The organism is Kordia sp., from assembly GCF_965224175.1.
Lineage (GTDB): Bacteria > Bacteroidota > Bacteroidia > Flavobacteriales > Flavobacteriaceae > Kordia.
This window is the reverse complement of the sequence record NZ_OZ245041.1, coordinates 1,810,766-1,826,123: the sequence shown is the minus strand read 5'-3', so window position 1 is coordinate 1,826,123 and position 15,358 is coordinate 1,810,766. Positions and strand designations below refer to the sequence as shown.

Below are 15,358 nucleotides of genomic sequence, written 5' to 3'. Positions count from 1 at the left end.
CGAAGTCATTTCTTAAACTAAAAAATGACATCATAAAAAATATACATTAACAAATTAAGTCTTAACATTATGCCAAGATATTTACCACCGTTATCGGTCTTATTATCGGTTGACAACTTACCCGAAGGTTTAGGGTTTGTAGAAGACGGTATAAACTCAGTATTCTCGAGTTTATATTTTAAAAACTTACATGTAGATAGAAGTTTTAATAACGAAGAAGCATACTATACAATTACTATTGTTAGTAAAACAAGATTAGGTCTGGATTTAGGAGGGGAAGATGGTTTCGCTCTAGTACTAAACCCAAGTTTTGTAGATGGAGATATCTCAGAATTCCCAATGTCAGTATCATATCACTGGCCTGTATTAAAATACATAAAAGATTTTGATCCAGCGAATTTTGATTTTTCATTTGCCCAAATATTTAACCTCTTATTAGACATTAGCGGAACGGACAAAGAACAATTTTTAGCAAATTTATTATATGTGTTCTATCCAGAGCTAGGAGAAGATGACTCAATAGAGGCTTTCCCAACCTTTATTGATGATTTCAATACTAATAATTCGCCTATAACATTAATTCAATTCAATGATTTAGGGTCTGATGAAGCAGATATTAAAGATATTCTAGAACAAATTCAAACAAATGGAAATGACTTCAATATTTTTGAAGTTATATTTTCAAATTACTTTACTTCTGATGATGATTTTGGAACAGTAACCGAAAAACTGGAAAATTTCTTTTCAACATTCTTAGGAAGTTTTACCATAGACAACCTCCAAGAGTTTTTATTACCCAAATTCTCTGCTTCTCTAGATAGTCTATTAGTTGCTTTAGAATTCCCTAGAACCTGGTTAAAACCAGTCGATCCAGTTACATTTGAAGTCATAGAAGACGAAGACATAAAGTCACAACTTCGTTATGACATCGGAAGTCTTGCATTTAGCACAGAAAATGGAATAGAATTCAATCAAGCAGATTCATTCGATCTTACACCATCACAAATAGGAAACACAGGATTAATCATCGATATCGATGAATTAAAATTTGATTTTCGTACAGATAGAAACATTCCAGAAGCAACAGCCGACGGACGTCCTGATGAATTTCGCGGAATCTACGCAGATAAAATAGGAATTATATTGCCAAAGAAATGGTTTGACAATGTAGATAATTCTACCTTACAAATTGCAGGTTACAATATGCTCATCGGTACTGGTGGTGTTTCTGGAACTGTAGCTTTAGAAACGGTAAATGGAACACCAAATACTAACGATGATTACATGCCTGTAAACATTGGGAATTGGGAGCTAGGCTTCAAAAGCTTTGACATGAGTTTCAAACAAAACGCAGTCATAGAATCTAACATTGAAGGTCGATTAAAAATTCCAAAACTAAAGGATGGCGATGGTAATGAAGCACTCATTGAAATCAATGGACACTTAAACGAAGAAGGAGATTTTAACCTAACAGCTTCAGAACCGCAAGGAATTCCATTAAGTCTATTTGACTTTATGACGATCAATTTCCTTACGCTAGAGTTAGGAAGACAAGAAGACAATTTCTATGTAGGAACATCTTGCGAAATCTCATTCCAAAACGCCATCATGGAACGCGTATTAGGCGATCAAAAAATTGTAATCCCAAAACTTCGCGTATACGATGACGGTTCCATAGAAATCGTAGGAGGAAATGCCTTTATTCCAACAAACATTTCATTAAATCTCGGGCCAATTGAAATTGCCGTGACAGGAATTCACTTCGGATCGCATCAACAAGAAAAAAATGGTGTGATGCGTAAATACAATTATTGGGGATTTGATGGAGCTATCAGTTTAGATCCACTAGGAATCGATGCCAGAGGAGAAGGAATCAAATACTATTACACAACCGACAATGACGAACATGGAGGAGATGGAGACAGTTTCTTACGTATTCAAACTATTGAAGTTGATTTAATCATTCCTGGAACTGCAGATCCAGATTCAGCATTAGCAATTATCAATGGAATGTTGTCTATTCCAGAACCAGGAGAATCTCCAGAATATGAAGGGAAAATTGGTTTAAAACTTCCAAAAGCACGAATCAGTGGTGCTGCTCAAATGCGTTTACAACCAAAAGAACCTGCATTTATTATTGAAGCCGGAATCGAAATGCCAACACCAATTCCATTAGCCGCTACAGGTTTAGCATTCTACGGATTTGGAGGATTACTCGGATACAAATATGTAGCTGAAAAAGAAGCAATTGGTTTAGTTTCAGGTGAAGATACTTGGTATGATTACTATACTTATCCGCAACGAGGTGTAAATCTCGACAAATTTAGTGGACCGCCACGAACCGATCAGTATAACTTACCAGTCGCTGTTGGTGCAGGAACTGTATTAGGAACCATGCATGACGACGGATTCTTATTCTCTACACGATTGATGGCAATCTTATCATTACCATCAGTATTCATCTTAGATGGTAGAGCCAATGTACTTGGAGAACGTTTAGGAATTTTAGATAACACAGAACCACCATTCTTTGCGGGTGTTGCGGTTGGTGACAATTCATTCGAATTCTGGTTTGGAGCAGATTATAAACTTCCACAATCTAACGGTTGGATCATTGATTTATATGCTGAAGTACAAGCAGGATTCTTCTTTAACAATCCGTCAGCTTGGTACTTAAACTTTGGTACAAAACAATCGCCAATTACAGCACGTGTCTTAACGATAATCACAGCACAATCATTCTTAATGCTTTCTGCAAGAGGTATAGAAGCTGGTGCACGAGTTGATTTATCACTAAAGAAAAATTTCTTCGGAATTAAAGTAGAAATTAGCGCCTATGTAGAAGTTGGTGGATTCATCAGTTTTGAGCGATTCCAATTAGGAGGTTATATTGCCTTTGGAGGAACAATTTCAATTAGTGTATGGAAAATTGTTGGGTTCCGAGTAAGTCTCGATGCAATTCTTTCTGCGGAAGCGGCAAAACCATTCTTACTATTCGCACAAATTCGTGTTCGAGTATGTATTAGAATCATCGTGAAAATCTGTAAAACATTTAAAGTTAAACTTAAATGGGAGAAAAATAAGCAGGTTGACAGAACGCCAATTCCAGCATTATCTGATGGAAGTAATCCAAACTATCCAGACAGAACGCGAGAAGCAGTACAAGGTGTTCACATGATGACGAATGAAACATTTGAGTTAAACTACTTCCCGAATGTTCCAAGCGCAAACAGTATTGACAAAGTAATTCCTTTAGATACATACATTGACTTCAAAGCAATGAAAGGATTAGTGCCTGGAGCAGTGTCCAATAAAATTGGAGGACACACTGGAGGAGCAAATAACTTCATAGATTTAATTCCGCCAAACAAAGTTGTTCGTGGAGGACATGAATTGCGTCAAGTAAAACACAAATATTCTATTGAAAATATAGAAATAAAAATGTGGAACGGAAGTTCGTGGCAAGATTATCATCCATTTGAAGCAGTTGTGCCAGCAGCAGAAAGAGATAGCGTAGATCATTTACGTATTGGATATTGGCAACGAAATGGAGATCAGTATGATGCTATCAGATTGTTAGCTACCAATCCATTCTCATACATGGAAGCAGGTGAACCAGGATGGTTTATTCCAGAAGAATATGGAATTACACCTTCTGAATTATACTGTGTAACAACTCAAGAAACAGGAGATTGTTCCGACTTCTTATTAAAACCATTAGGCGCTAAATATTACAGACCAAATGGTTATGTAGGTCACTACATTGATGGCGCATACTATTCTATTGAAGAAGGTGGAGGCGATTTTGAAAAAACAGTATATGTTTTAAATACACAATGGACAATTCCATTGTCTGATAGTAATGGTGAATATGACGAAGCTTATTTTGATAGAATCAGACTCAGAAAGAACGGAAGCAATACTTTTCCAAACATAGGAGTAAATGTAAATATCTACACGCAAGAAAATGGAGTTGCTACAAACTTAACTGAAATCTCTCAACAATATTTAACAGGAATCAATACAATTCTTAGTGATAATGGCGGAGAAGAAATCAATGATTTAAAAATTAAAAAAGTAACAGTCGTAGATGGAAACTTAGTTGTTGATGTTCAGGTAGAATCAGACGTTCCGTTCCCAAGTCCAGACTCAGATGTTATGTTTTTCTCTAACCTGTATTTAGCTCGAACACGATCAAGCGGAGGCGGAAACTCTGTACAAGGCTCAGTAAGTCTAAGTTCAAAAATTGTTCTAACAGAAACAGATGATTCCGGACCAGCAGGTTGCATGGAAGTAACAGATGTAGAAAACAATCATGATTATCAACAGTCATTACAATTTAGTAATGCAGATAGGTTAATCATTATTCTGCCTGAAGCGTCTGTAACCACAGATTTAAAGTTAACAACATATGCGGAAGGAGTAACGATTCGCTACTATAAAACAATACTAAGCGATACAAATAGTACGCCGCAATATGAAGAAATTCACGAAGTATATAAAACAAAAGCAGAACTCAACAGTGTGGTTTCATATACAAACGAAGATGAATTAACTTCAAAAATTACGGTAACACCAAAATCAGCAAATGCAGATCTTATTCGAGAAGTTCGTGAACAAATTGCTGAATTGCAGGAAGCTACGTATGATAGTGAAACAGGGCAAATTATTCCACTAACACAAGCGCAGCAAGCTCAATTATTAGCGTTACAAGCAGAGTTAGCTCGATTGGAAGCAGAAGGTTGTTCTATAACAACACAATCTACACCAAAAAAGCGAATCATAGCTCAGATTTACAACGAAATTGACAATGATGGAATTGATGAATATCGTTTCAGAGTATTCAATGAAGAATGTGAAATCGTATTGAGTAGTAGTACTCGTTATGAGTCTAAAGAAGCCGCTATTAGTGAATTAAAAACTTCAGTAAAAGCAATTCTAGAAGATACAGAAAGTATTCAAGTGAAAGAATCTGTTGACAGAAGATATTACTTCAATATCATTAATAGTAAAGGAGAAGTAATTGCAAGACGTATTGAATACTTCGGTACAGAAAAGCAATGTAAGAATGAAATCAAAGCGTTGAAATTATTACTAAGTACAAGTACTATGGAAATTGGTGAAGAAGGTTGTGGAACAACAAAAAAACGTTCAACAATACTAACTGCAACTGAAGCTGCGACATTAATTGAGAATCCTGAATGTAAAAAAGATAAAGTACTTTGTAATTTCTATGAAGCATTAAAATCTGAATTATTCGCGTGCATCAATTACAGAGCAAAACGCCCATTTGAAGACAATTGGAATTGTTTCTTAAAAATGGTTGAAAATATCAGGAATTTCGATCGTGAAAACCCTCAATATCAATTATTAAAAATACTTGGTGCTGATATTGATAGACTACTTAAATATCCAGAAACTACACGATTACCATTATTAGAAACTGCTGAGAAGTATGCAAGTACAATCTTAGACAAGATATTCGAACTTGGAGACTGTGGTTGTGATGGAAATGGAGATTGTAACAAAGATGAAAAGTTATGTAGCTTTCAAGAAATGTTGAAAAGAGAATTGTTTGCATGTATCAACTATAATGCAAGAGATTTATTCTTTGATAATTGGGATTGCTTCTTAAAAATGGTTGATAACATTCAGCATTTCGACGCAGATAATCCTCAATATAGATTATTACAAGCTTTAGGAGCTGATATCGATAGATTAATTAGATATCCGCAAGTAGCAAGACCGCCAATATTAGATACGGCAATAAACTATGCAAACACAATCTTAGACAAAATGTATGAGTTAGGTGATTGTGATTGCTCAGGTTCTGGTTCTGGCGATTGTGAAAAAGATCCAATAATCTGTGAAGCATATGATGAATTGGTGCGTATTTTTAACGAATGTTTTGTTCCTATTGAAACAAGTGAACAAGTAGATGCAAGCCTAGATTGTTTCCAAGAATTTAGAGGAATAATTAAACAATTGTCAAATACTGAAGGTGTTGTTTTGCCTCTAAGTGTTAATGAAGAATACAACAATTATGTTCGAATCTATCTCCTAATAAGAGATTTAGTTGGACATCATGAACAGATCTTACGATTCAGAGATTTAAAGAATTCTGCAATTCGCTTAATGGAACTCATCGAAGAAGCAGGAAACTGTGACTGTAATGATGGAGGACCTATTGAAGAACCACATATTTGTAACACATCGATACAAGAAGTATGCTGGTTATCTGTTGAAAAATTTGAGTACAACGAAACTATTCCTGGTTTAGATGCTATCGAGCAAGAACAGGAAGACATGGAGGAAGCAGTACAACGTACAGCACAACCAATTTGGAGACCAAACTCAAAATTCTATGTGCGTTATCAATTAAAAGATGAAGTAGATAATGGTGAGAATGAAAAATTATTCGATTACTACTACGGATTCAAAACGGCTGGTCCAATTGGACATTTCCACAATGCAGATGGCGTAACTTACGGTAATGAATATGATGGGGCAAACAACATTAAAAACCGTGCAGATGCCAATGGAAACCTAACAGAAACAGGAAATCTTACGAATCCTGATTCATATCCATTAACATCATTACGTCAATACATTGATTATGACAGATCGTATCCAAATGCAGATGGTAGTTTATTACAAGCAAAACCAGTATTCTACGGACAAGAACAATGTAGAATAACACTGTACTTTACAAAACCATTAACGTATCATATGTTGCGTAGTTGGGAATCGTACTTAGGAGCACCAGAATTGACAGGTTCAATGCATATTGCCATCAAAGATCCAGTAAGTAATGTAGTAATTCCTTATCCATTACCAATTGACTATGATGAAGAAACTGTACCATTACCAGAAGGAAATGGAGAAGGTGGCGTACCATGGATAAACGATGACGATCCAAGAATTCCATTGAATATCAGAATGCTCAACAATTTCATTAACTATATCAATGAAAATGATGATGCTATTCAATGTACATTCACCATAGGAAATGCAATCAAACCTCAGAGTTATGCATACTCAGTAACACTGACAAATCTGAAGCCACAAAAACTATATACAGCATTAATATACAATGCTTTTGAAACTGCAAGTAATGATATAGTATCTAGCGAACAAGTACACAATTACGTGTTCCAAACGTCTCGCTATAAAAACTTCGGAGAACAAGTAAACAGTTACACATTAGTGGATGAAAACGATACTGACAACACAAGACAAGCAGTATTTAATGTCGCACTTCCAGAAGTGACTTCAGACAATATTGCAACAGCTTACAATATCGTAGTTGGAAACAATGATACGGACAGTGATGCTATTGAAACACAATATTTAGATGTATTCGATAGAGTATTAGAAGGTGTATTAGGAATGACTCCATTAGACCCACCAACAAATACTGAATTCAATAAAATTCTAGATAATGATGGAAATATAATTGCAATGCTCATCCGAAACCCAGAACCTTTCAACATTCCAAAAATCCCGATTGAGAAAATCAACGGAACAGAGGAAATCTTTGAAGAAAATAGTACGGACGGACAAAGAGGTGCAATACGTGTAATCAATACAGCAAACGATCAAGATGATCCTGCATACAAAGTATTGTACTCAAAAGACTATTCGCAAGCATTAATCATGCATCAAAGTCAACAAATCACAGCAACGAATCTAAGTTTTAGATTCAGATACTTGATTTGGAACGGAAGCGAATACGTAATAGATGATACTGTACGCGTAGACGATATCACGATCGCATAAACAATTAATAAAAAAGAACTTGATAGTTAAAAAAAATATCAAATGGCACTAGAAAATAATTTTTTTGTAAAAAATATAAACTTGGCTTACTGCAAACCATACTTGCATCACAACGGTTTTATTTACTGTATTTATTACAGAGCAAACTCAAACGTTGTACGAAATATTCCTGCAAAGGTGGTTAAGATTGATACTAATTATAATCTAATCTGGGCAAAGCAAATAGATAACTTACACTTCATAAATCAAATCATTCCGGGAACCACAGGAAATCTAATTATTTACGGTGGGCGTTATGGAGAGACTGATAATACACCGAAAGCAGTAGCACTAAAAATGAGCGATGCAGGTGTAATACGATGGAGTAAAGAGTATGATGTTGAAACTGATAATTATACAGATTTCAATGTAGATAGAACAATGATTCAAGGAATTTCATCCAATCGTTATGTCTTCATAGCGCGTCAAGCTGTCTGTATCATCAATGATAACGGAACTATGCTAAGAAGCGTGAATATGGGATACATAGAACCAAACAACTTTAATGTATTCTCAGGGATGACTGTTCATAATGACAGAATATTTCTGGCAGGAACGGGACGATTCACAGGATTTACATTTGCAATCACCGAACTAAATACAAACTTAGAAATTGTAAATAGAGATCGATATAGAAACCTGTCACCAATACAAACTGGTGGTGGCGTAGGACATTATCATGTCTATCCGAAAGATGATTTGTTATTCGTTTCGTATTCTCCAAACGGAAGACGTTTATTGAGTTCATTAACTCTAAATGGAAGTTTAGAGTCTCAAAAAACAGTATTAGTAGAAGGTCTTGGAGCAAACAGTAGTAGTCAAAGTAACAAGTTGGAATTTACGAATTCCAACTTTTACTTCAACCATAAAGAGTTTAGCTCTTCAATAACGAACTATTACAAATTTGATTTCAACTTAAACTGTCTTTGGACAAAAAGAAATTCAATCGCAATCAATGCAGAACAATTTCAAGCATTTGACAATTTCATCTTCTTACAAGAAGGAAACAGAAATATCATAAAAACAGATGCTGAACTAGAAGGAAACGACTGTGTAGAAGCTTTTGAGCAAGTTGCAAATCCAACGATTAATGAAATCAATATTGAGAAGCAACCAATCAACGATGTGCGAGCATCTGTAACTCAAGTAAGTACTACAGATCTTGGATTAGTGGCTGCTGTTTACAATCCCAATATTGTTCAAATATGTCCAACATTAGACATTGAGCAAAGTACAATTACAGCAAATCCAAATGCAATTCCAGCTGATGGTGATAGTACTTCTACTGTTACAGTACAACTAAAAGATGCAAATGGAAGTAACATAACTTCTGGAGGAGAAATCGTAATTATTTCAACTTCCGCAGGAGCTGTAGGCGCAACTATAGATAATAATGATGGTACATATACGGCTGTATTACAATCGACAAACGTAGAAGAAGCGGCAACACTTAGTTTTACTGTAAACGGAACACAAGCTCCGCAAACAGCACCAGTTGAATTCTACATTTCGAGTGATTGTTATTTTACAAGCTCATTCCGTACCAATGGATTAGCAGATGTAAATACGAGCGTTTGTAGCATTGGGGCAAACAATATCTTAACTGTTGGAAGTAATGGAACATACGGAATTGTAACACTATTCAATGCAAACAGTAGTGTAGTCTGGAGCAAGCAATTAGCTATACAAGGAAGAAAAGTATCTTTAACTTCTGTGGTTACTTGTAATGATGGACAAAGTGCTTTAGTACTTGGAAACTATGGTACGGGAGCTACAAACAGAGTGCATCTTGTCTTATTCAGAATTAATGCACAAGGAACAATTTTGTGGTCAAAAATTCTATACTCTACCAATACACGTTTTGGTACAGGAATTAGAAAACTGAATGAAACGAATGGTGGACAAAAATACCTTGTAACCGCTTGGTATAATGAAGTAGCCTTGCAAGATGATATGGAATTATACAAACTAGATGAAAATGGAAACATTAGCGCATCAAGAAAAGTAGCAGGGATATCAGACGAGCAAATCATGGAAGTAGTAACAACACCATTTGGTTTCTCTATCTTAGGATCTGCAACAACTCCAGCCGGACAAACAGTACGTCATGGAATTGTACTTTCATTCAGAGACAACTTAAGTTTAAACTGGGGAAAACGTCTCGGAGATGGTACTTTGTTGTACACAACTGGAGCAATTTCCATAACAAGTCCTTTAGAAACTTATATCCTTGCTGGTATTCAAGATAATAGTAATAAGCTATATCTTACTTACTTTAACAGTTCGTCAAATTCATCGTCTGTAAAAACAACAAATTTAGGGAATGCAGGAGATAAACTCAGTACAAATACTAGGCTTGTAAGAGGTGCTGGAAATACTTTTTACTGTGTTGCTAACTACGCAACAGATCGTGCAAGTGAAGTGATTAAGTTTGACTTTGAACTGAATGAAATTTGGAGACAAAAACTTGATTTTGGTAGTAAAAATGGAATAAACCAACTTGTAAATGATGCAAATCAACAATTATTATTAGTGGGTTCTGTTTCAGGAACTGACTCAGCTTACCTAGCCAAAACGAATCTTGAGTTGAAAAACTGTATCTCAGAAGCGATTACTACAACGCCATATACGCATACGTCATTTACAACCGACACTTTTGCCCCAACTATTGCAGAGTTAGCGTATACTGAAGAAAATGTAGCAATTGCAGTATCTGATATCGCTTTAGAGCGCACAGACTATTGTAGTGAAAACTGTGGTACAACTTCAATTCCAATTACTGAACATACAGCAATTCAATCGCCAAACTTTTACATACAAGCGGCTGGATCTACTGGAAATGATGGAAGTGTAGAAGGAATTCACACACGTTGGGTTTTCTCTGGTGCATTAGGAGAAAAACATTTGCCAAAAGGAAATTATGCCAATACATCTGTTAACTTCAATAAGCAAGATGATTTTGTTCGTGTATACAGAACTCCATATGCGAAAGTGTCGAAAACAATCGATCTAACGCAGGCACCAAATATTGTTGATGACGCCAATGGTTTATGGATTTATAGAGTAGATGAAAAAGACTTTCATGTATACTTCAGAAATCAAGCAAAATACACACAAGTTCGTTCAGCAATCAATCCAGTGACAAACGCGCAAGGATTCATGCAAAGTTATGGTAGTGAGTTGGTTGAGGTAGAAAGTAAACGACACTTATTTTTTGCTGTAGAAGCAACTGTAAGTTCGTCAGCTTCTAACAGTTCATTACAAACAGAAACACTTTCAGTTTCTACAAACACATTAATTGCACTCAAAAAAGCGACAAACAGAAAAACATTCTCGGGTAATACATTGCAAAACGTCCGATTATTATGTGAAAATGGTCGTTCATTCCGAAGTATCGGAACCAATACATATCTGACGAAAGTTCGTGTTGAATTATATGGTGACTTTATTGAAAATGCTAATGAAAACCAAGCATGGACAGCCATGGGAAGTTATGCGTTAACTTTAGAAGATGGAGTAGCATTACAACAATTAGAACCAACTGCGGGAATTGTAAATGCAAAATGGCCGCGATTCAATGATGATGCTACCGTAAATATTGACAACTATGTAGATAAGTGGAATGTTGTAGAACCAGATATATACGATAGAAACTTAAAACAAGTTGTTGAGCAGTATATCACATTAAGTGATGATGCAAACAATCCAAAAGCAATTGAAGAAATTCCTGTAGATGAAAACATTGTTGTAGAAGGTGAAGATGACGTGATGGAAATCTCTAACTTAGACATGCTAAACATTGCTTCATATGACTATCATATGGCACGTATGTTAGGATTAGGATTCTTAGATGTAGCTTCACAAGTACAACAAGGCGAGTTTGTATACATTGCAGAATATGTTACGTTTGGTGACTTAGAAGACGGACAAGGCGCAAGAGAAGTACAACACTTAAGTATGAGTTTGCCAACGGCAACTTCAGATGAGCGTTTGCCTTTACCGATTTCATTAGAACCAATTGTACCAGGAGCATTCTTTGGAACAGAAACTAGTGAGCCTTCTAGTATTACAGATGATGATGGATATACACATGATGGTAAAAAACGTTATGTAACACTATACGCAGAGGAAATTCCAGAAGATGTATACAATCCACCATTCTATGTAACAAATTCAGAATTTGAAGCAAAAGAATACACAATTCCTATTTATGCTGGGTTAGAATATAGAAAGCGACCAGAAACACAAGTATTACCAGGTCCTTGGGAAAAACCAGAAATCTCGCACGACAAACGTTACTTGCATATTGACTCAACAGTTTCCAATGCATCACAACGTTACGAAGCATTTCCAATTACATTGCCAGAAGTAGGTCAGCCAATATTTGTACACAAGCAAATTGTAAGTGGTAGACATTACTATGGTTCATACGGAATTAACTGGTTCTCAAGAGCAACATCGAGTCTAACGGAAGTTTCTATTGTAACGGAAATGAAGCCCGTAAATCCATTATTGCCGCCATCAAACATTCAACCGCTTCTAGTGCAAAAAGAACAACCATTGTTGTTAACATCACAAGAAGAGCAAGATCGTTATGACGCAATTATTGATGATCATGGACAAAACGCCGATCAAACATTGGTAAGAATTTCATTCGATTACCATTCGTATCAAGAACTAGTTGATTATGCTGTTCCAACGGATTCAGTCATTACAGATTCAGAATTAGTTACAGATACAACTTCTATTTTTGACGATGATGATGAAATCTTTGCTGAAGATGTTGATATCTTTTTCAGAAATGAAATTCCTAACAATATTTCAGGACAAGTCATTAATGTTGAAGACGATCCAACAAATAATTTAGTATCTATCATTACGGTTGATGAATACTATTTATCGAGTGTTGATCAAACATTAACGCCAGATATTCCAAACGGACTAGAGCAAAACTATGCCGGAGGAGTATTTGTATTAGGAGAGCAACAACATATCATTCATGAAGTTGTACAAACCTCAGGATATCCACAATTTAAAGTGTACAAAAAAGAAATTAGCGATGCTTTAGTTGATGATGTTCCTTCGCCAGATGCAGATAGTTTACAAGCAATTGAAATTACAGGAGATGGTATTTTCCTTGCTATTGAAAACATGCAAACTCCGGCGAGTTGGGGAACGCCAAATCCACAACCATTACAAGTAACAGTAAATCAGTTCGATCAAATTCACCGTGAAGTTGTTATGGTTGAAGGAGATAATGGAGAACTGGAACGTCACTTAGAAAAAACACGTGGAATTTGGTCCGATCCTACAAATAATCATACTACGATTACGGAAGTAGACGAAGTAATAGATTTAGATACTAATGGAAATCCAATTATGGGACACAAAGGAATGTACAATATTACATTCCACGGAATTGTACTCGATCAACATGTTCAATACAGTGAAAACAGTGATTCGGTAGAATGGTATAGAGGAATTGTTCGTATACATACCACAGACAATCCAAATGGAAAACGTAAAGTATTAAAAGTTGCTAAAATCTTAAACATTAAAAATGTAGGCGATACTACAGAAAGTGATGTGCAAGTATTAGCTTTTGATCCAATATTTTCTGAGGATGCGTCTTACGATCCAATTCAAATAGGAACAAATGTTTCAGTGAATTTCTATCCAGGATATAAAGTATACTTGTATGAAAATCAAACTTACGGATTAACAGAAGTAAACTTGTTACCAGGAGATGATGAAGAAGTTCGTAACTCTATTGTTGGTTTGCGTAGTCATGATACAAACAATCCGTATTATTCAAGCATTAGTATTCCGAAAATCATGTTTGCACAAAAAATTGTGGAAGCAAAACAGCCTGAACAACCTGATGGAGCAAAATATGCAACACGACCAGATTTCTTTGGACGTTCAACATATACGTTGACTACAAAATACGCACACAAACCACATGGTGTATTATTTTACAGAACCAATGACGAAGCCATTTTAAATGCGCTTTACGAAAAAGAAACAGTTCGTGAAATCAGATCAGAGTTGAAAGCTTTAGGAGGAAGTGATGAAGATTATTTCGCAAACCGTTGGGAAAACTTCTTGGACTTTACAACACTAAGTTCAGAAGGCGATTACAGAACGTATCCGCCAGTAGCTGTAGATCCTGATAATAACTATAAATTTCCAAATCCTGATAAAGTAGCTTTATTTGAATGGGCAAACGATATCATTGAACGCATCAACAGTAATACGGCATTTCCGCCAGCACAAACGGTAACGCCATTTGTAGCTGATCCAAATGCCACAGATACAGATGTTGGAAATGTAGCAGTCGGAGATCCACGCTTACTAGGCTTCATAAGAGGAGTTATTTACAATGCATTTGTACCACTAACAAAAGTGCCAGTTGTATACGCATACATTAATGGTTCAAATTACAAGCCAATAAATAAAAAACAAGTGTTGCGTGATGAAAATGGTAGTGTATTATTACCAACAGATCCAGCATTTGAAATGGCTCCGATGATGAAAGTTACAAGTTCAAGTCCACATACCACACAATTTACAGACTTTAACTTAGACGGAACATCAAACAACATTTACTTCTATGCAGCACGTGAATTAAGTTCACAAATGAAATTAGGTGAATTTAGTGACGCATTAGGACCAATTAAATTAGTTCAATCAAATGCACCAGAAGCGCCAGAAGTAAAAAGAATTATGCCTGTTTTAGAAGATCAAGCACAAGGAATTGAGCCAAAAATTCAGTTAGAAATCAATGCATATCCAGAAATTCAGAAAATCAAAAAAGTAAACATTTACAGAGCGTTCAACAAATTAGATGCGCAATCAATTCGTACAATGACATTGGTAGATTCTGTAGATGTAGAAACTGCAGGATTGGAAGGAAATGAATTATGGACAGTATATGACAACTTTACTGACTTAGACGAAATTCCATACGGAGACGGATTGTTTTATCGTGTAACAGTTTCAAGACGCATTGAATACTCAGAAGCAGATTATGGTACAAATACACCAGACATCATTACTGAGTACGCACCTTCACAAGCTTCAAAAATTGTAGCAAGTATGATGGTTGAAGTGGCAAATCCGCCAGCACCAACTATGAAATACATTGCTGAACCAATTGCAGCAAACGGAGATGTAAATGAAATTGCTTTACAATGGGAGAAAACATGCTATAAAGGAAAATACATTGTGTATAAAATGAATACACAAGGTAATTGGGAAAAAATTCATGAAATAACAACGAATGAAACAGACATTTTTGTCTTGTTAGCCGATACAACACTGCAAGATGGTACGTTGGCAACACAAGATGATAATGGAAACCCAATATATCATCACTTTAAAGTTGTGGCGCAAAACACATCAGGAATGTTGAGCACAGAAGATAATATCATGACACTTCCAAATGAAGACAATTGGATTGACATTGGAGGAATTGGAGATATGGTTATCGGAACCACATTCACAGTAAGATAAATCACAAAAAATACACACAAATAAA

2 protein-coding genes are annotated in these 15,358 nt (G+C 35.7%); both read left to right on the top strand.

The window, feature by feature from the left end; genetic code table 11:
- Positions 1-69 precede the first annotated feature (69 nt).
- Positions 70-7,779 (top strand): hypothetical protein, encoded by a 7,710-nt coding sequence (locus ACOQOS_RS08030; RefSeq protein ID WP_420574453.1) that lies wholly within the window; start codon positions 70-72, stop codon positions 7,777-7,779.
- A gap of 42 nt (positions 7,780-7,821) precedes the next feature.
- Positions 7,822-15,333: an Ig-like domain-containing protein gene (locus ACOQOS_RS08025; protein ID WP_420574452.1), complete on the top strand. Its 7,512-nt coding sequence runs from the start codon at positions 7,822-7,824 to the stop codon at positions 15,331-15,333.
- The last annotated feature ends 25 nt before the right edge of the window (positions 15,334-15,358 follow it).

Bases quoted from the DNA above. Each gene is read 5' to 3' on its own strand.
- ACOQOS_RS08025 (WP_420574452.1), top strand. From the start codon at position 7,822: ATGGCACTAGAAAATAATTTTTTTGTAAAAAATATAAACTTGGCTTAC.
- ACOQOS_RS08030 (WP_420574453.1), top strand. From the start codon at position 70: ATGCCAAGATATTTACCACCGTTATCGGTCTTATTATCGGTTGACAAC.